20 protein-coding genes and 1 riboswitch are annotated in these 21,920 nt (G+C 73.3%); of the genes, 12 read left to right on the top strand and 8 right to left on the bottom strand.

Features of this window, described 5'->3' with window-relative positions; genetic code table 11:
* On the bottom strand, positions 1-519 hold the full coding sequence (locus QE405_RS01530) for a ribose-5-phosphate isomerase (RefSeq protein WP_307198468.1): 519 nt from the start codon (positions 517-519) through the stop codon (positions 1-3).
* Between the two features lie 12 nt (positions 520-531).
* Positions 532-1,416: an alpha/beta hydrolase gene (locus QE405_RS01525; protein ID WP_307198467.1), complete on the bottom strand. Its 885-nt coding sequence runs from the start codon at positions 1,414-1,416 to the stop codon at positions 532-534.
* A gap of 242 nt (positions 1,417-1,658) precedes the next feature.
* Between QE405_RS01525 and QE405_RS01520 the strand changes: the two genes are divergently transcribed.
* Positions 1,659-1,946, top strand: a complete 288-nt coding sequence (locus QE405_RS01520; RefSeq protein WP_307198466.1) for a putative quinol monooxygenase — start codon at positions 1,659-1,661, stop codon at positions 1,944-1,946.
* An 87-nt stretch (positions 1,947-2,033) separates the two neighbouring features.
* Here the strand turns inward: QE405_RS01520 and metG are convergent, their stop codons facing one another.
* Both metG and QE405_RS01510 read right to left on the bottom strand, forming a co-directional pair.
* Complete coding sequence (gene metG, locus QE405_RS01515; protein ID WP_307198465.1) at positions 2,034-3,842, bottom strand: methionine--tRNA ligase; 1,809 nt, start codon at positions 3,840-3,842, stop codon at positions 2,034-2,036.
* Positions 3,843-3,894: 52 nt separating this feature from the next.
* Entirely contained in the window at positions 3,895-5,064 is a 1,170-nt protein-coding gene (locus QE405_RS01510) for an N-acetylmuramoyl-L-alanine amidase (protein ID WP_307198464.1), read from the bottom strand.
* A 162-nt stretch (positions 5,065-5,226) separates the two neighbouring features.
* On the opposite strand from QE405_RS01510, the gene QE405_RS01505 reads away from it, so the two are divergent.
* Genes QE405_RS01505 through QE405_RS01495 form a run of 3 tightly spaced genes read left to right on the top strand, consistent with a single transcriptional unit; the run spans position 5,227 to position 7,870 of the window.
* Positions 5,227-6,279 carry an ABC transporter substrate-binding protein gene (locus tag QE405_RS01505; protein ID WP_307198463.1) on the top strand — a complete coding sequence of 351 codons (1,053 nt, stop codon included), beginning with the start codon at positions 5,227-5,229 and terminating at the stop codon, positions 6,277-6,279.
* Positions 6,276-7,136, top strand: coding sequence for an ABC transporter permease (locus QE405_RS01500; protein ID WP_307198462.1), 861 nt, complete (start codon positions 6,276-6,278; stop codon positions 7,134-7,136). The genes QE405_RS01505 and QE405_RS01500 overlap by 4 nt, the downstream gene beginning before the upstream one ends.
* On the top strand, positions 7,112-7,870 hold the full coding sequence (locus QE405_RS01495; protein WP_307198461.1) for an ABC transporter ATP-binding protein: 759 nt from the start codon (positions 7,112-7,114) through the stop codon (positions 7,868-7,870). Before QE405_RS01500 ends, QE405_RS01495 begins: the two co-directional genes overlap by 25 nt.
* Before the next feature lie 65 nt (positions 7,871-7,935).
* Here the strand turns inward: QE405_RS01495 and QE405_RS01490 are convergent, their stop codons facing one another.
* Positions 7,936-8,562: a mycothiol-dependent nitroreductase Rv2466c family protein gene (locus QE405_RS01490; RefSeq protein WP_307198460.1), complete on the bottom strand. Its 627-nt coding sequence runs from the start codon at positions 8,560-8,562 to the stop codon at positions 7,936-7,938.
* A 105-nt stretch (positions 8,563-8,667) separates the two neighbouring features.
* Between QE405_RS01490 and pepN the strand changes: the two genes are divergently transcribed.
* Complete coding sequence (gene pepN / locus QE405_RS01485) at positions 8,668-11,238, top strand: aminopeptidase N (protein WP_307198459.1); 2,571 nt, start codon at positions 8,668-8,670, stop codon at positions 11,236-11,238.
* Positions 11,239-11,316: 78 nt separating this feature from the next.
* Here the strand turns inward: pepN and QE405_RS01480 are convergent, their stop codons facing one another.
* Positions 11,317-11,694, bottom strand: a complete 378-nt coding sequence (locus QE405_RS01480; RefSeq protein WP_307198458.1) for a DUF5130 family protein — start codon at positions 11,692-11,694, stop codon at positions 11,317-11,319.
* Entirely contained in the window at positions 11,681-12,067 is a 387-nt protein-coding gene (locus QE405_RS01475; protein WP_307198457.1) for a hypothetical protein, read from the bottom strand. The genes QE405_RS01480 and QE405_RS01475 overlap by 14 nt, the downstream gene beginning before the upstream one ends.
* Positions 12,068-12,113: 46 nt before the next feature.
* Between QE405_RS01475 and QE405_RS01470 the strand changes: the two genes are divergently transcribed.
* On the top strand, positions 12,114-13,085 hold the full coding sequence (locus QE405_RS01470; protein ID WP_307198456.1) for a mechanosensitive ion channel family protein: 972 nt from the start codon (positions 12,114-12,116) through the stop codon (positions 13,083-13,085).
* A gap of 46 nt (positions 13,086-13,131) precedes the next feature.
* A complete protein-coding gene (locus QE405_RS01465; protein ID WP_307198455.1) occupies positions 13,132-13,539 on the top strand; it encodes a globin in 408 nt (135 codons plus the stop codon).
* Here the strand turns inward: QE405_RS01465 and QE405_RS01460 are convergent.
* On the bottom strand, positions 13,493-14,860 hold the full coding sequence (locus QE405_RS01460; protein WP_307198454.1) for an aminotransferase class V-fold PLP-dependent enzyme: 1,368 nt from the start codon (positions 14,858-14,860) through the stop codon (positions 13,493-13,495). The two genes, QE405_RS01465 and QE405_RS01460, sit on opposite strands and share 47 nt — an antisense overlap.
* Before the next feature lie 31 nt (positions 14,861-14,891).
* Positions 14,892-15,004: riboswitch (SAM riboswitch) on the bottom strand.
* A gap of 177 nt (positions 15,005-15,181) precedes the next feature.
* On the opposite strand from QE405_RS01460, the gene asnB reads away from it, so the two are divergent.
* Genes asnB through QE405_RS01435 form a run of 5 tightly spaced genes read left to right on the top strand, consistent with a single transcriptional unit; the run spans position 15,182 to position 21,916 of the window.
* Positions 15,182-17,035 (top strand): asparagine synthase (glutamine-hydrolyzing), encoded by a 1,854-nt coding sequence (gene asnB, locus QE405_RS01455; protein ID WP_307198452.1) that lies wholly within the window; start codon positions 15,182-15,184, stop codon positions 17,033-17,035.
* Positions 17,036-17,068: 33 nt separating this feature from the next.
* Complete coding sequence (locus tag QE405_RS01450; protein ID WP_307198451.1) at positions 17,069-18,502, top strand: aspartate aminotransferase family protein; 1,434 nt, start codon at positions 17,069-17,071, stop codon at positions 18,500-18,502.
* A 59-nt stretch (positions 18,503-18,561) separates the two neighbouring features.
* Positions 18,562-19,494, top strand: a complete 933-nt coding sequence (locus tag QE405_RS01445) for an ABC transporter permease (protein WP_307198450.1) — start codon at positions 18,562-18,564, stop codon at positions 19,492-19,494.
* Positions 19,491-20,294, top strand: a complete 804-nt coding sequence (locus QE405_RS01440) for an ABC transporter permease (RefSeq protein ID WP_307198449.1) — start codon at positions 19,491-19,493, stop codon at positions 20,292-20,294. The genes QE405_RS01445 and QE405_RS01440 overlap by 4 nt, the downstream gene beginning before the upstream one ends.
* A complete protein-coding gene (locus QE405_RS01435) occupies positions 20,291-21,916 on the top strand; it encodes an ABC transporter ATP-binding protein (RefSeq protein WP_307198448.1) in 1,626 nt (541 codons plus the stop codon). The genes QE405_RS01440 and QE405_RS01435 overlap by 4 nt, the downstream gene beginning before the upstream one ends.
* Positions 21,917-21,920 lie beyond the last annotated feature (4 nt).

Raw genomic sequence — 21,920 nt, 5'->3', positions numbered from 1 at the left:
TCAGGCCCCGGTGTCGCTGCTGCCGCCGCCGAGCGCGGAGGCGGGCAGCGGGGGCAGCTCGCGGGTGACCTCGTAGTGGCCCAGCTGGGCGATCCGGCGAACGTGCCGCTCCTCGTCGCTGAACGGCGTCGAGAGGAAGACCTCGACGAAGCGCGTCATGTCCTCGAGGCTGTGCTGGCGGCCTCCGACCGAGATGACGTTGGCGTCGTTGTGCTCGCGGGCGAGCGTCGCCGTGGCCTCCGACCAGACGAGCGCGGCGCGGACGCCGATGACCTTGTTGGCGGCCATCTGCTCGCCGTTGCCGGAGCCGCCGATGACGACGCCGAGGCTGTCGGCACCCTCCGCCTGCTCGGCGGCCACCGCCTCCGCGGCCCGGAGGCAGAAGACGGGGTAGTCGTCGACGGCGTCGAAGACGAACGGGCCGTGGTCGACGGCCTCGTAGCCGTGGTCGGCGAGCCAGTTGAGGAGGTGGTCCTTGAGCTCGAGGCCGGCGTGGTCGGAACCGAGGTGAACGCGCATGGCGGGATCCTCTCAGGCGTGCTGGCGCAGGAAGCCCGCGACCTGCCACATGAGCGGCTCGGCCGCGTCGTACGCCGCGGTGTGGCGCCAGAAGCCGTGGAGCTGGCCGAGGTAGCGCGTCCCCACCACCGTCACGCCCTCCTCGGCGAGCCGGGCGGCGAGCTCCTCGCCCTCGTCGCGGAGCGGGTCGTGCTCGGCCGTCACCACGAGCGTCGGCGGCAGCGTGCCGAGCCGGTCGGAGCGCAGCGGGGCCAGGTCGGGGTGCTCGAGGTCGGCGGGGGTGGCGGCGTACTGCTCCCAGTACCAGGCCGCCTCCCGCGGGTCGAAGCCGTGGTTCTCGGTGCCGTAGCTCGCGAAGGAGGCCGTGGGGTCGAGGAACGGGTAGATCAGCACCGTCGCGGCGAACCGGCCCGGGTGGCGCAGCGCCGCGACGAGCGCGAGGTTGCCACCGGCCGAGTCGCCGTGGACGACCGTCGGACCGGCGAGACCCTCGGCCTCGGCGTGCGCGTCGAGCCATGCGACGACGGTGTCGACGTCGTCGGGCGCTGCGGGGAAGCGGTGCTCGGGCGGGCGTCGGTACTCCACGCTCAGCACCGCGATGCCCGCCCGGTTCGCGAACGTGCGCACGGCCGCGTCGTGCACGTCGACGTCGTTGAGGACGAACCCGCCGCCGTGGAGGTGGACCACCACGCCGGGCCGGGCGTCGGCGGGACGGTAGAGCCGGCACGGCACCCCGTCCGCGTCGACGTCGCGCACCTCGGCGACGTCCTCGCGCGGCTGGCGCAGCGCCTCGAGACGGGCCGCCTCGCGCACGTCGGCGATGTCGAAGGCAGGGTCGTGGACGGGGGTCTCGCCGGCGGCCGCCGCGAGAGCGGCCCGGGCCTGGGGATGCAGCACGGGTGGGAGCGTAGTGGAGCTCGCTGCTGCCCGGCCCGCCGTGGACGGGCCGGTCGCCAGCCCGCAGGAAAGTGCGCGCCGGGGAAAGAAAACGCGGACGAGTCCGGCCTGGACCTCGGCGTGTCGGGCGCCCGGGTCCGCGTTCTCTTTCCCGACCTCGGAGCCCGGTCCGCGTTTTCTTTCCCCGACCCACGAAATCGCGCCGCCGATGAGTCCCGGGCCGCCCCGCGGTCGACCCCGGCATGAGCAACCAGGTCGTGGTCATCGGACACCTGCGGGTCGCGGAGACCGACAGGGACGCCTACGTCGCCGACTGCCGCGAGGTCGTGCGCCGGGCCCGGGCAGCGCCGGGCTGCCTCGACTTCCTCGTCGCCGCCGACCCGCTCGAGCCCGACCGGGTCGCGATCGCCGAGCGCTGGGCGAGCCGGGCCGACCTCGAGGCCTTCCGCGGCAGCGGTCCGCCGGGCGACCAGCGGGCGCGGATCCGCGACGTACGGGTGGTGGAGCTCGACCTCCCCCAGGACGTGTAACGCGGTGTTCGGGTCACTATGGAAGTGGTCGACCACGTGCACAGTTGCCCGGACACCGCGTTACATCGGGAGAGGCCCCCGGCCCCCTCACCCCTCCAGCCGCGCGAGCTCCTCGTCGACGATCGCGGCGTCGAGCTTCACGAACACGGGCGTCGGCTTCTCGATCGTCGTGCCCACCTCGACCGGCCGGCGGCCCCAGGCCCGGACGTCGGTGTAGTCGCCCGTGATGATCGGGTAGCCGCGGCTGTCGTCGTCGAGGTCGGCGACGTCCTCGGCGCGGGGCATCGGCTGCAGGTCGCCCGCGCCGCCCAGCACCGCGTCGACGGCGTTCGCCGAGAACGGCAGGAACGGCGACAGGACCGTGTTGAGGTCGGCGACGGCCTGCACCATCACGTGCAGCACCGTGCCGAGGCGCTCGCGCTGGTCGTCGCCCTTGAGGGTCCACGGGGCGGTGTCGGTGACGTACTTGTTCACCTCGCCGACCGTCTTCATCGCCTCCGCGATCGCGGCCTTCTGGCGGTGACGCCCGATGAGGTCGCCGACGACGTCGAACGTCTCCTCGACCCGGGCCAGCAGGGCGACGTCGGCCTCCTCGAACGGACCGGCCGGCGGGATCGCGCCGAAGTTCTTCGCCACGAGCGTCGCGGTGCGGTTCACCAGGTTGCCCCAGCCGGCGACGAGCTCGTCGTTGGTGCGGCGCACGAACTCAGCCCACGTGAAGTCGCTGTCCTGGGTCTCCGGGCCCGCCGCCGCCACGAAGTAGCGGAACGCGTCGGGCTGGTAGCGGCTCAGCAGGTCCCGCACGTAGATGACGATCTTCTTCGACGACGAGAACTTCTTGCCCTCCATGGTCAGGAACTCGCTCGAGACCACCTCGGTCGGGAGCGTGAGCTCGCCGTACGGGCCGGGCGTCCCGCCCTTGTCGCCCTTCCCCGCGTAGGCCAGCATCTCCGCCGGCCAGATCTGGCTGTGGAAGGTGATGTTGTCCTTGCCCATGAAGTAGTAGGCGTCCTGCGCGGACCCGTCGGCCGGCGCGTTCCACCACTGCCGCCACGCCTCGGGGTCGCCCGAGCGCCGCGCCCACTCGATGGACGCCGACAGGTAGCCGATGACGGCGTCGAACCAGACGTACAGCTTCTTCGTCGGGTTGTCGCGCCACCCGTCGAGCGGCACCGGGATGCCCCAGTCGATGTCGCGCGTCATGGCACGGGGGCGGATCTCCTTAAGGATGTTCTTCGAGAAGCGGATGACGTTGGGGCGCCACAGGCCCGTCGCCTCGCGCTCGTCGAGCCACTCCCCCAGCGCCTCGGCCAGCGCCGGCAGGTCGAGGAAGAAGTGCTGCGTCTCGACGAACTCGGGCGTCTCGCCGTTGATCCGCGACACCGGGTCGATGAGGTCGGCCGGGTCGAGCTGGTTGCCGCACGCGTCGCACTGGTCGCCCCGGGCACCGGGCGTCTTGCAGATCGGGCACGTGCCCTCGATGTAGCGGTCGGGCAGCGTGCGGCCCGTCGAGGGCGAGATCGCGCCGTACGTCGTCTGCTCGACGAAGTAGCCGTTCTCGTGCACCCCGCGGAACATCTCCTGCACGACGGCGTAGTGGTTGCGCGTCGTCGTGCGGGTGTAGAGGTCGTAGGAGATGCCCAGGCCGACGAGGTCCTCGACGATGAGGCGGTGGTTGCGGTCGGCGAGCTCCTGCGCGGTCACGCCCGCCTCGTCGGCAGCGATGAGGATGGGGGTGCCGTGCTCGTCGGAGCCCGAGACCATGAGCACGTCGTGTCCGGCCATGCGCATGTAGCGCGAGAAGACGTCGGAGGGCACGCCGAAACCGGCCACGTGGCCGATGTGGCGGGGGCCGTTGGCGTAGGGCCAGGCGACGGCGGACAGCACGTGGGTCATGGGCCGATCCTAGGTTCTGCCCGGACCGCACCCGGACCGCGCCCCGACCCTCTCAGTAGTGGTCGATGCGTGCCTGCGTGCGCGTGCGGATGTCGTTCATCGCGGCGTACAGGTACTTGCCCGGGCAGGCCGTGTCGTTCGTGTCCCGGTGCGCGTCCATCGCCCACAGGTAGGCGACGGTGCCCTTGGGGTACTTGTCGCTGCCCTCCGACGCCGCGTGCAGCTTCCGCAGCGCCTTCTGCCCGCGCACGTCGAACTTGTACGCGGCCAGCGCCTCGAGCTGCTGCACCGCGGCTCCCGGCGGCTTGGCCGTCTCGTAGTTGCCCATCAGCGCGATGCCGCACGAGTTGTGGTTGAACCCGAGGGTGTGCGCGCCGCGGACGAGACGCTTGACGCCGCCGGCCCGTCCCTCGAAGGCCCGCCCGAAGCGGTCCACGAGCAGGTTGTAGCCGATGTCGGACCAGCCCAGGGTCTGCGTGTGGTACGCCAGCATCGACCGCAGGATCCGCGGGACGTCGTCGAGGGCGTAGCTGTTCGCCCCCGCCGTGTGGTGCACGTGGACCTGCTGGAACCCGGTGAGGTACGTCGGGTCCCCGGTCCGCAGCGACTCGTCGGCTCCCCACGTGGCCCGGTTGTAGACGCGCGACATCGGGGCGGAGCGGGCCGAGACGCCCGGCGGGGCGAGCTCGGTGGGGGTGGCGTCGAGCATCTCGACGCGCAGGTCCGACACCGGGCCGTCGGCGGCCACCTCGATCGCGTCGGCGTCGCCGACCCACGTGAGTCCGGTCGCCGAGGTGCGCCGCGCCGCTCGCCACTCCGCGGTGCCGACGCTCGGCCCGTCGTGGAGGTGGCCGATCGCCTGCCAGGGCTGCCAGACGCCGTCGAGGCTGCGCACCCGCACGGAGAGGGCCGGTGACCCCGCGCTCCAGGTGAGGGCCACGCTGGAGAAGGGGTCGCCCGCGACGGTGGCCGAGCGGCGTCCGCGGCCCGTCAGGCCGACGCGGACGGACGCGCGACGGAGCCCACCGTCACCGGCCGCCGCCATGTGCAGCGCGGCCGGACCCGCGGCCGGGCGGGGTGTCGTGAGGGCCGGCCCGCGGGCGACGGCGGGCGCGGCGGCTCCGGTTCCGGCGAGGCCGGTGCCGACGACGGCGCCCGCGACCAGGGCGCGGCGGGAGGGACGGGTGGTCCGGGTGGGACCCGAGAGATTGTCCGAGACCATCGCCCCATGGTGGGTCAGACGACGCGGCACGTCGACCCCCCGCGCGGGTGGGAGCACCGATGGCTCCGACCCCGGCCCACGTCTCGCTCCTCGAGAGGGCCGGGGTCCACGCGTTAAGTCAACTATGTTCATGGACTTAATGGCACCGACTCGGAGGTCACCATGAAGTCCCCCACCGCCCGTCCCCGCCGGCGCGCCCTCGCGGCCGTCGCCGGGCTGGCCCTCCTCCCGCTCGCCGCGTGCAGCGAGGAGGCGGGGCCCCACCTGGAGCTCACCGCCGCCCTGCCGGAGGACGTCCCCGACGACGTCGTGCTGCGCGTGGGCGACCCCACCACGCAGGTCGCGCTCGAGGAGTCCGGCCTCATCGACGAGCTCGACTTCGAGGTCGAGTGGGCCAACGTCTCCGGCGGCCCCCGCACGCTCGAGGCGTTCCGTGCGGACGCGCTCGACATCGGGGCAGTCGCCGACATCCCGCCCCTCTTCGCGCACTGGACCGGCACGGACGTCCGCATCGTCAGTGCCCGCACCACCGTCGACCCGCTGGAGCACCCGACCTACGAGCTCGGGATCAGCCCCGATGCCGACGTCACGAGCCTCGACGACCTCGCCGGCACGCGGATCGCCTACTCCCCCGGCCAGGCGCAGGGCGCCCTCGTGCTGCGCGTCCTGGAGAACGCGGGGCTGAGCCCGGACGACGTCGAGCTGGTCGAGATGACGAGCGTCGACGACACCTTCTCCAACGCGCTCGCGAGCGGGCAGGTCGACGTCGCCCCCCTGGGTGTCGCACAGTCGCGCACCTACCTGGCGAAGTACGAGCCCGACGGCGCCAGGACCATCCCGCCCGGCGTGCGCGACGACTTCTGGCACCTGTACACCCCCGTCGAGGTGCTCGAGGACGCGCACAAGGCCGCGGCCATCGCGCAGTACGTCGAGGTCTGGCAGCAGGCCGTCGCCTGGGTCAACGACCACCCCGAGGAGTTCGCGCAGGCCTACTACGTCGACCACGAGGGCCTCACGGCGGAGGACGCGGCGTACGTCGTCGACGCCCTCGGCACGTTCGAGGTGCCGCAGGAGTGGGCCACACTCGTGACGGAGCACCAGGCGACCGCCGACCTCGTCGCCGAGGCGCAGGGCCGGGACCAGATCGACGTCGACGGGCTCTACGACCACCGCTACGAGCCGGCGACGCTGGCGTCCGACGAGGCAGCCCGATGAGCGGCGGCACCCTCGTCCGCGTCCACACCGCCACGACCCCGCCCCGGTCCGGGACGACACCCGTCGACCGCCGCGTGCGCCGGCGCCGCCTGGGTCCCGGCCGGCGCGTGCCGTTCGCGATCCTGCTCGGGCCGCTCCTGCTGCTCGCCCTCTGGACCACCGGTTCCGCGACGGGCATCGTCGACCAGCGCGTCCTGACCGCCCCGTGGACCGTCGTCGAGACGGCGCGCGGCCTGCTGGAGTCGGGGCGTCTGACCGAGAGCCTGCAGGTCTCGCTCACCCGCGCCGGGCTGGGCCTGGCCATCGGTGTCGTCGTCGGCGCCGTCCTCGCCGTCGTCGCCGGCCTCTCCCGCCTGGGCGAGTCCGTCGTCGACGGCCCGGTGCAGGTCAAGCGCTCCATCCCCAACCTCGCGCTCATCCCCCTGCTCATCCTCTGGTTCGGGATCGGCGAGGAGATGAAGGTCATCACCATCGCGCTCGGCGTGCTCGTCCCCGTCTACATCCACACGCACAACGGGCTGCGCGGGATCGACCAGCGCTACGCGGAGCTGGCCGAGACGCTGGACCTCACCCGCGCGACGTTCCTGCGTCGCGTCGTCCTGCCGGGGGCGCTGCCCGGCTTCCTGCTGGGGCTGCGGTTCGCCGTCACCTCGGCCCTGCTGACCTTGGTCGTCATCGAGCAGATCAACGCGACCAGCGGCATCGGCCACATGATCACCCTGGCCTCCAGCTACGGCCAGACCGACGTCATCGTGGTCGGCCTCGTCGTCTACGCCGTGCTAGGACTGCTCGGCGACGGCGCGGTCCGGCTGCTCGAGAGGAGGGTGCTGTCGTGGCGACGCACGCTGGAGAGCTGACCCCCGCCGTACGGGTCCGGGGGCTGACCCGCTCGTTCGACGCGTCGCGCACCGTGCTCGACGGTGTCGACCTCGACATCGCGCCGGGCGAGTTCGTGGCGCTCCTGGGCCGCAGCGGCAGCGGGAAGAGCACGCTGCTCCGCGCGCTGGCGGGCCTCGACCGCGACGTGCGCGGCCACGGCGAGCTCGACGTGCCGGCCCGGGTGTCGGTGGTGTTCCAGGACTCCCGGCTACTGCCCTGGCAGCGGGTCGCGGCCAACGTGGCGGCCGGTCTGCCGCGACGTACGGCGCGTGCCCGGGTGGAGGAGGCGCTCGGGGAGGTGGGCCTGGCGGGCCGCGGCCGTGCGTGGCCCGGTGAGCTGTCCGGCGGCGAGCAGCAGCGCGTGGCGCTGGCCCGCTCGCTCGTGCGGACGCCCGAGCTGCTGCTGGCCGACGAGCCCTTCGGGGCTCTCGACGCGCTGACCCGGGTGCACATGCACCACCTGCTGCGCGAGCTCTGCCGACGCCACCGCCCGGCGGTCCTGCTCATCACCCACGACGTCGACGAGGCGATCGTGCTCGCCGACCGGGTGCTGGTGCTCGACGAGGGCCGCATCACGGCGGAGGTGACGGTCGACCTCGGCGGCGACCGGGCGGACCGCGACACCACGGGCGCGCGGTTCGCCGCCCTGCGTGCGCGGCTGCTCGGCGAGCTCGGGGTCGCCGACGACCTCGCGCCCCTCCGCGCGTCCTGACGCACCCGTGGGGTCGGTCCCGGTCGAGGCGACCGGGACCGACCCCACGTGCGGGTCACCGCGGGTCAGCTGAAGTCGAGATCCCCCGTGCGGGTCCGCTTCAGCTCGAAGAAGTACGGGTAGTCCGCCAGCACGACGGACGCGTCCCAGAGCTTGCCGGCCTCCTCGCCCCGCGGGATCTTGGTGAGGACCGGGCCGAAGAAGGCCGTGCCGTCGATGGAGATGACGGGCGTGCCGACCTCCATGCCGACCTGGTCCATGCCGGCGTGATGCGACTTCTTCAGCGCCTCGTCGTAGTCCGTCGAGTCCGCGGCGTCGGCGAGCTCGGTCGGCAGGCCGGCCTCGGTGAGGGCCGCCTCGATGACCTCGCGCGTGAACTCCTGCTTCTCGTTGTGGCGGCGGGTGCCCAGCGCCGTGTAGAGCGGGAGCAGCACCTCCTTGCCGTGCGCCTGCTCGGCGGCGATGCAGACGCGCACCGGGCCCCAGGCCGTCTCGAGCATCTTCCGGTAGTCCTCGGAGATGTCCTTGTCCGCGTTGAGGTAGGCCAGGCTCATCACGTTCCACGACACCTCGATGTCGCGGACCTTCTCGACCTCGAGGATCCAGCGGGACGTGATCCAGGCGAAGGGACAGAGCGGGTCGAACCAGAAGTCGGCGCGGGCGGGCGTCGCGGGCACGGGAGCGGTCGTCATGACCAGAGTCAACACCGGGACCGAAGCGGGGATTCCCGACGCGAGCCCGCGGCGTACCCGCGTCGTGCGCGACGACCGTGGGACCGGGGTGCGAGGATCGGCGGCATGCCTGGAACCAACCTGACCCGTGACGAGGCCGCCACCCGCGCGTCCCTCCTGGACCTCACGTCGGCGACCGTGGAGCTCGACCTCACCGTCGGCGAGACCCACTTCGGCAGCACCACCGTGCTGCGCTTCGCCTGCTCCGAGCCCGGCGCGACGACGTTCGCCGACCTCGTGGGCACGGAGGACCTGTCGATCACCCTCAACGGCGCGTCGCTGGACCCCGCCGCGGTCTACGCCGACTCCCGGATCACGCTCGCCGACCTCGCGGCGGAGAACGAGCTGACGGTGACGGCGCGGCTGCCCTACAGCCGCACGGGCGAGGGCCTGCACCGCTTCGTGGACCCGGCGGACGACCGGGTCTACCTCTACACGCAGTTCGAGGTGCCCGACGCGCGCCGCGTCTACGCGTCCTTCGAGCAGCCCGACCTCAAGACCACCTTCACCTTCACGGTGACGGCGCCGGAGCACTGGACCGTGGTGTCCAACGCCGTCACGCCCGAGCCCGCGCCGGCCGGCGAGGGCCGCGCGACCTGGGCCTTCGGCGCGACCGACCGCATGTCGACCTACATCACGGCCCTCGTCGCCGGTGAGTACGTCGCGGTGCACGACACCTACGCGGGCGCCCACGGCGACATCCCGCTCGGCCTGTTCTGCCGCGCCTCGGTGCAGCCCTACCTCGACGCCGACGAGCTGTTCGAGCTCACGAAGCAGGGGTTCGCGTTCTTCGAGGAGAAGTTCGACTTCCCCTACCCCTTCGGCAAGTACGACCAGCTGTTCGTGCCGGAGTACAACATGGGCGCGATGGAGAACGCGGGCTGCGTGACCTTCCGCGACGAGTACCTCCCGCGCTCGCGCCAGACCCACGCGTTCTACGAGCAGCGCGCCAACACGGTGCTCCACGAGATGGCGCACATGTGGTTCGGCGACCTCGTCACGATGAAGTGGTGGGACGACCTCTGGCTCAACGAGTCGTTCGCCGAGTGGGCCTCGCACTGGGCGCTCGTCGAGGCCACGAAGTACACCGACGCCTGGACCGGCTTCACCAACGCGCGCAAGAACTGGGCCTACCGCCAGGACCAGCTGCCCTCGACCCACCCCATCGCGGCCGACAACCACGACCTCGAGGCCGTGGAGGTCAACTTCGACGGCATCACCTACGCGAAGGGCGCCTCGACGCTCAAGCAGCTCGTCGCCTGGGTGGGCATCGACGAGTTCCTCGCCGGCCTGCGGGCCTACTTCAAGGCGCACGCGTTCGCGAACTCGACCTTCGCCGACCTCCTCGCCGCGCTCGAGCGCGAGTCGGGGCGCGAGCTCACCTCGTGGGCCGCCGAGTGGCTGCAGACCTCGGGGGTCAACACGCTTACCCCCGTCGTCGAGACCGACGCCGACGGCGTCATCACGTCCTTCGTCGTCGAGCAGACGGCCGCCGCCGACTACCCGACGCTCCGGCGCCACCGCCTCGGCATCGGCCTGTACGACGTGGTCGACGGCCGCCTGCAGCGCCGCGCCGAGGGCACCGAGGGCGCCGCGGCGGGGTACGTCGAGGTCGACGTCCGCGACGAGCGCACCGAGGTCGCCGAGCTCGTCGGCGTCCGACGCCCGGCGCTGGTGCTGCTCAACGACGGCGACCTGACCTACGCCAAGATCCGCCTCGACGACGTCTCGCTGGCGACCGCGGTCGAGCACGTCGCGAGCGTCGAGGACACCCTGGTGCGCGCCCTGCTGTGGGGCGCGACGTGGGACATGACCCGCGACGCCGAGATGCGCGCGACCGACTTCGTGGAGCTCGTGCTCCGCGGCCTCGCGACCGAGACGGACATGACGGCCGTCGGCCGCCTGCCCGTGTACGCCGGCACCGCGGTCGGCTACTACACCGCCCCGCAGCACCGCGCCGAGGTGGCCGGGCGCTGGGAGTCGGGCCTGCGGGAGCTGGCCGAGGGCGCCGAGGCGGGCTCCGACGCCCAGCTCGCGCTGGTGCGGGCCTTCGCGGCGGCAGCGCGCTCGGCGGAGTCGCTCGACCTGGTGGCCGCCTGGCTCGACGGCACCGCGACCCTCCCGGGGCTCGAGGTCGACGCCGACCTGCGCTGGGCCCTGCTGACGTCGCTGGCGGCCGCGGGACGCGCCGACGAGGTGGCAATCGCGGCCGAGCTCGAGCGGGACAACACCATCTCCGGCCAGGAGCGGGCCGCTGCGGCCCGTGCGGCCCGGCCGACCGCGGAGGCCAAGGCCGCCGCCTGGGCCGAGGCCGTCGAGCGGGACGACGTGCCCAACGAGACCCAGCGCCAGGTGGCCTACGCCTTCGCGCGATCCGACCAGGCCGAGGTGCTCGCGCCCTACCTCGAGCGCTACCTCACCGCCGCGGACACGCTCTGGGAGGCCAAGGGCGTCCAGCGGGCCTCGACCGTGCTCGTCGGGATGTTCCCGCTGCCGCTGGTCTCCAACGCGACGCTCGCCCGGGTCGACGAGTGGCTCGCGACCTCGAGCGCCAACCCGGCGGCCAAGCGGTACGTCGCGGAGGGCCGCTCCGACATGGCCCGGGCCCTCGCGGCCCAGGAGCGCGACGCGGGCTGACCGCTCCGTACGCCGTCTGAGACGTCATGCGCCCCGTGGGTCGGGACCCACGGGGCGCATGACGTTGCGCGAGGTGCGTCAGCTCGCAGGGAGCGAGCGGCGCGACATCTCGGCGAGCTTGGAGATGCCGCGCACGATGCCGCCGACGAGGTCGCCCTCGGCGAACTCGCCCTGCATGACCGCCACGACCGCGAGGACGTCGGCGTCGGGGAGGCGCTCGCGCACCTTGCGGCCGGTCACGACCTCGAGCACCCGCTGCTGCGGGTCCACCATGATCAGCAGGCTCTTCTGCGGTACCACGAGGGTGTTGTGGAGCTGCGTCGCGAAGGAGCGCGGGTCACCGGCGACGGAGCCCACGTAGGTCGAGAACTCGAACCGGGAGAGCTGCTCCGCCGTGCGGATCGTCGTGTCGATCTGCCGGCGGTCGTCGTCGGAGAACAGCTCACCAGCGGCCACTTGCGCCACCCGCCTGCGACTCGGCGTCGTCCGGGGCGGCGAGCTCGTCGTGACCCTTGCGGGGGCCGCCGAACCACTCCGCCTCGATCGCCCGGGCGGCGCCGGGGCGGATGTCCTCGCCACGGGCGGCCGCGGGGATGTAGACCGCGGCGACGATGAGCAGGATGCCGCCGACGATCGCGAGCACGATCCACAGGACGTGGAGGCCGTCGACCGGCTGCTGGTCGGGGTCCCACCCGAGGGGGACGTCGGCGTGGGCCGGGAGCGCCCCGGCCACGGTGAGGAGGGCGGTCGCCAGCGTGAGCGCGGCGACGCGGCGGACGGGCCCGCGCGGGGTCTGTCGGGCGGGGCGGAGCTCACGGTGCTGGTTCACGGACCCGAGGATATCGCTGGTCGGCGTGACGCCGATACTGGGAGTCATGTTGTCCGCGACCACGCCCCTGATCGCCGACGTCACCGAGTGCGCGCCCGACCAGACGCTCGCCTGCCGCGTGACCTTCCAGATGACCGGGAACGAGGTGGTCGCCGACCTGGCCAGCACCGTGCTGTCGGCGCTGCTCGCCCTCATCGGCATCTTCCTCGTCGCCGGGGTCGCCCGCTGGGTGGCGCACCGGGCCATCGACCGGATGGTCGCGCGGGCCGCCACCGGCGTGCTGCCCTCGGGGATGGGTCGGCTGAGCCGGGGCGACCGCACGGCGGGCACCAGCGCCGACAACCCGCTGGCCACCTCACGCCGCGCCCAGCGCACCCGCACGACGGGGTCGCTGCTGAAGAGCATCGTCTCCGCCATCATCGGCGCGATCGTCATCATCATGGCGCTGGCCGAGCTGGGCTTCAACGTCGCGCCGCTCATCGCCAGCGCCGGCGTCGTGGGCGTCGCGCTCGGCTTCGGCGCGCAGAACCTGGTCAAGGACTTCCTGACCGGCATCTTCATGATCTTCGAGGACCAGATCGGCGTGGGCGACGTCGTCGACGTCGGCACCGTGTCGGGCACCGTCGAGGCGGTCGGCCTGCGGATCACCCGCCTGCGGGACACCGACGGCACGGTCTGGTACGTGCGCAACGGCGAGATCCTGCGGGTCGGCAACAAGTCGCAGAACTGGGCCCGCGCGATCGTCGACGTGGCCCTGCCCTACGCGACCGACGTGCGTCGCTTCATCGAGGTGCTCCGCGACGCCGGCCACGACCTGTGGGAGGACGACGAGTACCGCGACGTGCTCATCGAGGAGCCGGAGGTGTGGGGCGTGCAGGAGCTCACCCACGACCTGTTGACCGTGCGCATGACGGTGAAGACCGCTCCCCTCGAGCAGTGGCGGATCGCCCGCGTGCTCCGGGAGCGCGTCAAGCTGCGCCTCGACGCCGCCGGGCTCGACGGCTCGCCGCTCGCCTGAGACCCGCCGCTCCGCGTCGCTCGGCCCGGGTGGGACCATGGTGGGGATGACCACCACCTTCTACGACGAGATCGGCGGCGAGCCGACCATCCGGGCGATCGTGCACCGCTTCTACGAGGGTGTGGCGACCGACCCGCTGCTGCGCCCGATGTACCCCGAGGAGGACCTCGGCCCGGCCGAGGAGCGCTTCCGCCTCTTCCTGGTGCAGTACTGGGGTGGCCCGTCGACCTACTCCGAGACGCGCGGACACCCCCGGTTGCGGATGCGGCACGCGCCGTACGCCGTCACGCCGGCGGCCGCCGAGCGCTGGCTCGTGCACTTCCGTGCCGGCCTCGACTCCGTCGAGCTGACCGAGGAGCAGGACGCGCAGTTCTGGGCGTACGTCACCCACGCCGCCCAGTTCATGGTCAACACGATGGAGGACCAGGCGCCCGCAGCTGGACCCAGGGCGTGAGCACCCGGGGGTCCTCGAGCGGCACGTATCCCTCGTCGGCCCCGGCGTAGCGCCACTGCGGGCCGTGCTGCACGAGGGCGGCAGCGCCCCGCACCAGCCTGTCGACCTCACTGCCCGCCGTGCCCAGCCCCACGCTCGCCCGCACCGCGGTCCGCCCGGGACTGAGGCGGTCGAGCAGCAGGTGGGCGCAGAACCGTCCGTCGCGGACCCCGATCCCGTGCTCGGCCGAGAGCACCTGCGCGACGAGCTCGGCCGGCACGCCGTCGACGGTGAAGCTGACGACCCCGATGCGATCGACCTCGCCAGGCCAGAGGTCGAGGAGGCGCACGCCCGGTACGGCGGCGAGCCCGGTGCGCAGGGCCGCGGTCAGCGCTTCCTCGTGGGAGGTCACCACCCCCGCTCCGAGCGCCTCGATGGCGCGGCAGGCCGCGGCGAGCGCGAGCGCACCGACGACGTTGGGGGACCCCGCCTCGTGGCGCGCCGGGGCCACGCCCCAGTCGACGTCGTCGGCCCACACGCGGCGGACGGCACCACCCCCCGACAGCTTCGGAGGCGCGGCGTCGAGCCAGTCGCGGCGACCGACGAGCGCCCCCGCACCGTAGGGCGCGTAGAGCTTGTGGCCGGACAGAGCCAGGTAGTCGACGTCCGTCGAGGCGAGGTCGACCCGACGGTGAGGCGCGAGCTGCGCGGCGTCCACCGCGATCCGGGCGCCGTGGCGGTGGGCCAGATCGGAGAGTCGGGCGATCGGCAGGATCTCGCCGGTGACGTTGGACGCACCGGTGACGGCCAACAGGGCCGCGGGCTCCCGGCGCAGCTCCCGCTCCAGCGCGGCCAGTGTCTCGGCGAGGGTGCTGCGCGCCGGCACCGCCGTGTCACCCGGGCGCCGCCACGGCAGCAGGTTGGCGTGGTGCTCGAGGTCGAGGTGCACGGCGCGTCCCGGCACCGCCCTGGCCAGGAGGTTGAGAGCGTCGGTCGTCTGCGCCGTGAGCACCACGACGTCGTCAGGACGCGCGCCGACGAAAGCGCCGATGGTGGCGCGGGACCGCTCGTAGGCGTCGGTCGCGACCTTCGAGGCGTAGCCAGCGCCGCGGTGGACGCTGGCGTACCAAGGGAGGAACGCTTCCACCTCGTCGTGGACGGCACTCAGCACGGGCGCGCTGGCCGCGATGTCGAGGTTCGCGTAGGCGACGCTGCCTCCGGTCACGAGCGGGGCCTCGAGACCGTGTCCCAGCACGGGGGCGACGGGGGCGACGAGGGTGACGGGGTCGGCGGGGGCCACGGCGGTGGCCGCGTCCGCGGGCGGGGTCGGCGTGGTGATCATGGGGCCTCCTGGCTCTGACCCGGTCGGGCCGGGTCCGCACTTGCCCGCGCCGGTCGGCACGAGCCACGTCCTCACCCGGGGCACCCCACCGCGGAGGAGGGTTGCCGGCCAGCGAGCCGGGGCTTGGCGCTGGCACTCGTGACGCCGGACGAGGCTACGACGCCCGGCCGCGACATCGGCCTCACGATCCGCATGTCCACGAAGTGAGACAATTCGCTAGCCCGTTCAAATAACACTAACTTGGTCGACATACATCGGAAACCGCACGACAGACGACCGGGAACCGGTCGCAGATCTGCGGGAGCTGGAGGGGGTACCTCGATGTGCGCGATCTCGGGCCTGGTCGACGTGACCGGACGCACGGCAGGGGCGACGGACGCCGTCGCCGCGATGAACGACGCGCAGGGGCATCGCGGGCCCGACGGGGCTGGCATCTGGTCGTCGTCGCAGGCCGTCCTGGGTCACCGCCGCCTGGCCGTCATCGACCCCGAGCACGGGCAGCAACCGCGGGTGCTGCCCCTTCCGGAGCGGCGCGGCGAGCTCGTGCTCACCTACAACGGCGAGCTCTACAACTTCCGCGAGCTGCGCGCCGTCCTGCGCCGTGCCGGACACGGCTTCACCACCGGGACCGACACCGAGGTGCTGCTCGCGGCATGGGCGCAGTGGGGCCCTCGGGCGGTCGAGCACCTCAACGGCATCTTCGCCTTCGCCGTCTGGGACTCGGCTGCCCAGGAGGTCTGGCTCGTCCGCGACCACCTCGGAGTGAAACCCCTGCACTACCACCGCGACGGGTCGCGTCTCCTGTTCGCGTCGGAGCCCAAGGGGATCCTCGCGCACCCGGAGGTGGCAACGGCACTCGACGCCGACGGCCTGCGACTGCTCTCGCTGCCGCTGCTGAAGGTGCCGGGCACCTCCCCCTTCGCCGGCATCGAGGAGGTACCACCCGGCAGCGTCCTGCGGTTCGGCCGGGACGGCACCCGGACCACCCGCTACTGGTCGCTCGCCGACGCGCTCGCCACACCGGAACCCGCGGGCTCGCCAGCGGCCGCCGCGGACGAGGTGAGGGCGCTCCTGGAGGACGTGGTCGCCCGGCAGACCATCTCCGACGTGCCGCTGGCCACGTTCCTCTCGGGCGGGCTGGACTCCTCCGTCATCACGGCCCTCACCCGCGAGCACCTCGGCGCCGACGCCGAGCTGCGGACCTTCTCGGTCGACTTCTCCGACGCCGAGGGCGATCCCGGCTCGCGGACGGCGCAGGACCGACTGCATGCTCGCCTGGCGGCGGACCACCTGCGCACCACGCACCACAACGTGGTGCTCGACGCGGACGCGCTCCTCGACCCGGCCCTGCGGCTGGAGGGCATCCGGGCCCGGGACCTGCCCAACGGGTTCGGCGACCTCGACACCAGCCTGCTGACCCTCTGCCGCCGGGTGAAGGAGCACGCGAGCGTCGCGCTGTCCGGCGAGGCGGCCGACGAGGTCCTCGGTGGCTACCTGTGGTTCACGCTGCCCGAGGCCGTCGGCGCCGACACGTTCCCCTGGATCGCGGACACGCCCGCCCACGGACGCCTGCACCCCCGTCAGCAGGCCCTCCTGCCCGAGCGACTGCGCAAGGAGCTCGACCTCGACGCGTTCGTCGCCGACGAGTACCGCAGTGCCCTCGCCTCCCTGGACCTGCCGGACTCGCTGAGCCCGAGCGCACGGCGCCAGCGCGAGATCACTTACTTGGCGACGACGTACTTCCTCCCGCTGCTGCTCGACCGCAACGACCGGCTCAGCATGGCTGCTGGGTTGGAGGCGCGGGTGCCGTTCTGCGACCACCGCCTCGTCGAGGCCCTCGTGCGGCTCCCCGAGCACGTGCGTCGCGGGGCAGGCCGGGAGAAGGCCGTGCTGCGCGACGCGATCGGCACCAGCTTGCCGACGCCGGTCCGGGAGCGGCGGAAGTCGCCGTACCCGACGAGCCCCGACCCGCGCTACGCCACCCGGCTGCGCACCCAGCTGACGGAGGTGCTGAGCGCCCCGCCGGACGACATCGACGCCTACCTCGATGCCGAGGTGCTCCGCCCCGACCGGGCCACGTCCGGCGCGGGGACGGGCCTGGTGAGCAACTACGAGGCCGAGGTCGTGCTCAACCTCGCTGCCTGGCTCGAGGCCTACCGCCCCGCCCTCGTCTGACCGCCCACCCGCCCCCGTACCAGGAGACCGACCATGACTCGCACGTCGTACTTCCCCGCACCTGGGGTGCACCCCGCACAGGTCCCGTCGCCCGCGGCCCGCAGCCGCCCGTACGACGCCGCCGCCGCCCGCGACCACCTCTGGCTGCACTTCACCCCACACGCGACGAGCACGCCGTACTTCCGCGGCGTGACCCGGGCCGAGGGCCACCACTTCTGGACCTCCGAGGGCCAGAAGGTGTTCGACGGGCTCTCGGCGCTGTTCGCGGTGAACGTCGGCCACGGTCGGGCCCGTCTCGCCGACGCCGCGGCCCGGCAGCTGCGCGAGCTCGACTTCTTCCCGGTGTGGAACCACGCACACCCGGCGGCCGCGGAGCTCGCGGCGGCGCTGGCCGAGCGGGCGCCGGGCGACCTCAACAGGGTCTTCTTCACCAACAGCGGCAGCGAGGCCGTCGAGACGGCGTGGAAGCTGGCGAAGCAGTACTTCAAGGCCGTCGGCCAGCCGACGCGGCACAAGGTGGTCAGTCGCGCACTGGCCTACCACGGCACCACGCAGGGTGCGCTGTCGATCACCTCCATCCCTGCGGTCAAGGCGCCTTTCGAGCCCCTCGTGCCCAGCACGTCCCGGGTGCCCACGACCGACTGGTTCCGCGCTGCACCCGACTTCGACGGTGACGAGGAAGCCTTCGGACGCTGGTCGGCCGACCGGATCGCCGAGGCGATCGAGCTCGAGGGCCCCGAGACCGTGGCCGCCATCTTCCTCGAGCCGTTGCAGAACTCCGGCGCGGCGATCCCGCCGCCGCCCGGTTACTTCCAGCGGGTGCGCGAGATCGCCGATCGCTACGGCGTGCTGCTCGTCGCCGACGAGGTCATCACGGCGTTCGGCCGGCTCGGGGAGTTCTTCGCGATCGAGCGCTACGGCGTCGTGCCGGACATCATCACCGGGGCCAAGGGCCTGACCTCGGGCTACGTGCCGGCGGGGCTGGTGCTGGCGAGCGACCGGCTGTTCGAGCCGTTCGCCTCGGGCCGGCACACCTTCCTCCACGGCCTGACGTTCGCCGGTCACCCGCTGGCCGCCGCCGTCGCGCTCGAGAACATCGCGGTCTTCGAGGAGGAGGGGCTCAACGCCCACGTCCGGACGCACGAGGACACCTTCGCGGCGCGGCTGGGTGCCGCCGCGGCCGACTCGCCGCTCCTCGGCACCGTGCGGGGCGCGGGCTTCTTCCAGGCAGTGGTGCTGAGCGCCGAGGCCGGTCGGCCCACGCCCTTCGAGCCGGCGACCCAGCGGCGCCTCGTCGACGAGCTGCTGCTGCCCGGCCTGGCCGAGCGCGGGCTCTACGCCCGGATCGACGAGCGCAGCCTGCCGGCGATCCTGCTGGCCCCGCCGCTCACGATCGGCGAGGCCGAGATCGACCTGCTCGCCACCACCGTCGCCGACGTCCTGGACGAGTCGTGGCGACGGCTGTAGAGCTCGGCGCCACCGTCCGGCGCCGACGAGGCAGAGGCAGGACGGGGGCAGCACGGGCCGTGCGCCGGCTCGGGTACCTCGTGCTGCTCCTCTGGGTCGTCTACACCGCGACATTCGTGCTGGTCTACGCCTTGCCCAGCGACCCGGTGGCCCTCATGGTCGAGCGGCGCTCGGGAGGGGCGGGCGGCCTCGCGCCCGACCAGCTCGCGGCGCTCCGGGAGGCCTACGGCACGGACCGGTCGCTGCTCGAGCGCTACGGCGCCACGCTCGGCGCGTTCGTCGTCGGCGACCTGGGCACGTCGTTCGAGCACGGCCAGCCCGTGACCGCACTGCTCGCCGCAGCGGCGCCGGCCACCCTCGAGCTCGCCGCTGCAGGATTCGCGCTCGCCACGCTCATCGCCGTCACGCTCGCCCTCGTCACGAGCTACCGCCCCGACGGGTGGGTGCACCGCCTCCTGCACGACGTGCCGGCGATCGCGGCCGGCATCCCCGCCTTCTGGCTGGCCCTGCTGCTCATGCAGGTCTTCGCCTACTCGCTCGGCTGGTTCCCGGCGACCCGGGGCACCGGCCCGGCCGCGCTCGTGCTGCCGGCGCTCGCCCTCGCCGTACCGGTCTCCGCGCCCCTGGCCATCGTGCTCGTCCGCACCCTCGACGCCACCTGGCGCAGCGACTTCGTGCTCCTGCTCCAGGCGCGGGGCCTGCCGCGCCGCTCGGTCTTCTGGGCCCACGTCGTGCGCGGCTCGCTCCTGCCGTTCGTGACGCTGCTCGGTCTCACCGTCGGCGGCGTGCTCGTCGGCACGGTCGTGACCGAGACGGTCTTCGCCCGCGCCGGCCTCGGCCGCCTGCTGGTCGGGGCCGTCGAGAGCCAGGACGCGCCGGTCGTGCTCGCGCTCGCCGTCCTCGGCGCAGTCGTCTTCGGGCTCGCCAACCTCGCGGTCGACCTCCTCTACCCGCTGCTCGACCCGCGGCTCGGCCGAAGGGAGAGCCGATGAGCACCCGTCTGCCCTGGGCGGCCGGTGCCGTGCTGGTGCTCCTCGCGGCGTTCGCGCTGGCGCCCCAGCTGTTCGCACCCGAAGGTCCCTACGCCGAGGACATCGCCCAGCGTCTCCAGGCGCCGAGTGCCAGCCACCCCTTCGGCACCGACGAGCTCGGCCGCGACCTCCTCGCCCGGGTGGTGCACGGCACTCGCACCACGCTGGGCACCAGCCTGCTCGCCCTCGCCGTCGCCACGACGCTGGCCCTGGCCGTCGGCGGCGTGGCCGGCTACGTCCGCGGCCGCACCGACCGGGTGCTCATGCTCGGCGTCGACGCGCTGCTGGCGCTGCCCGCGCTCCTCGTCTCCCTGCTCATCGTCTTCGCGCTCGGCAGCGGAACGCTCGCCCTCGCGCTCGCGGTCGGCCTCGCCTCGGTCCCGGCGTTCGCGCGGCTGACCCGCGCGGAGGTGCTGCGCGTGGACACCCAGCCGTTCACGGAGGCGGCACGTGCCTTCGGTGTGCCCGGTCGGGTCGTGCTCGCACGGCACGTGCTGCCGCACACCGTGCGCCCACTGGTCGCGCTCGCCGCTGTCGAGCTCGCCGCGATCCTGCTGACGGTCTCCGTGCTCGGCTTCCTGGGGTACGGCGCGACGCCGCCCCACCCCGAGTGGGGCACCCTCGTGGCGGAGGGCCGCCGCTACTTCGTCACCGCTTGGTGGCTGACCGCGCTGCCCGGCATCGTGCTCGTCGTCCTCGTGCTCTCCCTGCACCGCGTCGGCCGGTGGCTCACCGACCGCACCCCGGAGTGGGCGCCGTGACGGGCCCGACGCCCAGCACCGCGGCGTTGTCGGTGCGCGACCTGACGGTCGCCTACGCCGGGCACGGCCGCGCCCTCGACAGTGTCGACCTCGACCTCGCCGAGGGGGCCACGACGGCCGTCGTCGGCGAGTCGGGCTCAGGCAAGACCACGCTGTTGCGCGCCCTCGTCGGGCTCACCCCGCCCGGGGCCCGCGTGCACGTCGGTGCGCTGACGCTGCGGAACGCGGCGGGCGACGAGGTGTCGGCGCGACCCGACGACCTGCGCGGTCGCCTCGTGGGCGTCGTGCCGCAGGACCCGACGCGCGCGCTCGACCCGCTGCGCCGTATCGGCGCCCACTTCCGCGAGCTGCACCGACACTTCCACGGGGTGCGGTCACGCACCGAGAGCGCGGAGCTCACCGTCGCCGCGTTGGAGCAGGTGGGGATCTCCGAGCCCGGCCGACGTCTGGTGCAGCTTCCGCACGAGCTCTCGGGCGGGCAGCTGCAGCGGGTGCTGATCGCGCTCGCCCTCGTGCCCGAGCCGCGGATCCTCCTCGCCGACGAGCCGACCTCCAACCTCGACGCGACCGTGCAACGCACGCTGCTCGATCTGCTGGCCCGGCTGCAGGACGAGCGGGGTCTGACGCTCGCGATGGTGACCCACGACGTCGCGGTGGCGCACGAGCGGGCCGACCAGGTCGTGGTGCTCCAGCGGGGCCGGGTCGTGGAGCACGGCCCGGCGCGCGCCGTCATCGGCGCGCCGAGCCACGCCTACACGAGCACCCTGGTGCGGGCCGCACGCGACGAGGTCGCGCCGGTACCGGTGCCGGCCGGCGCCCCGGTGGTGCTGGCGGCGACGGGACTGCGGGCGACGTACGGCGGGCGCAGCGGCGAGCGCGTCGTGCTCGACGACGTCTCGCTCGAGGTACGGCGCGGCACCGCCGTCGCCGTCGTCGGCGAGTCCGGTGCCGGCAAGACCACCTTGCTGCGCATCGTCGCGGGTCTCGTCCGGCCCGACGCCGGCCGGGTCGAGGTCGGTGGCCTGCGCCTCACGGGCGCACCTGCGACGCGGGAGGTGGCCCGGAAGGTCCAGCTGCTCGGTCAGAACCCTGCCCGCAGCCTCGACCCGCGGCTGCGCATCGACCAGGTGCTCGCCGAGCCGCTGATGGCCCAGCGCACCCACGATCGCGCCGAGGTCCGCCGTCGCACCGGCGCTCTGCTGGAGCGGGTCGGTCTCGACGCCGCCCTCCTGCGTCGACGGCCCACCGAGCTCTCCGGCGGCCAGCTCCAGCGGGTCGCCCTCGCCCGCGCGCTGACACTGGAACCGGAGCTGCTCGTGCTGGACGAGCCCGTGTCCGCCCTCGACGCGGCCAGCCGCGGCACGGTCCTGCGGTTGCTGGCCGAGCTGCAGCGGGACCTGGGCGTGGCCTACCTGCTCGTCTCCCACGACCTGGCGATGGTGCGGTCGTCGGCCCACGAGGTGCTCGTGCTCGACGCGGGCCGGATCGTCGAGCGCGGGCGACCCGCCGAGCTCCTGGCCCACCCTCGCCACCCCCGCACCGCCGCGCTCGTGGCCAGCGTCCCCCGGCTCCCGGCCGCCGGGGCGACCCCTCGTCCTCTGCCCGTCCCGAACCGTCCCTGAAGGA

The sequence above is a fragment of the Nocardioides zeae genome, assembly GCF_030818655.1.
GTDB classification, from domain to species: Bacteria; Actinomycetota; Actinomycetes; order Propionibacteriales; family Nocardioidaceae; genus Nocardioides; species Nocardioides zeae_A.
This window is presented reverse-complemented; position numbering and strand designations above follow the sequence as displayed.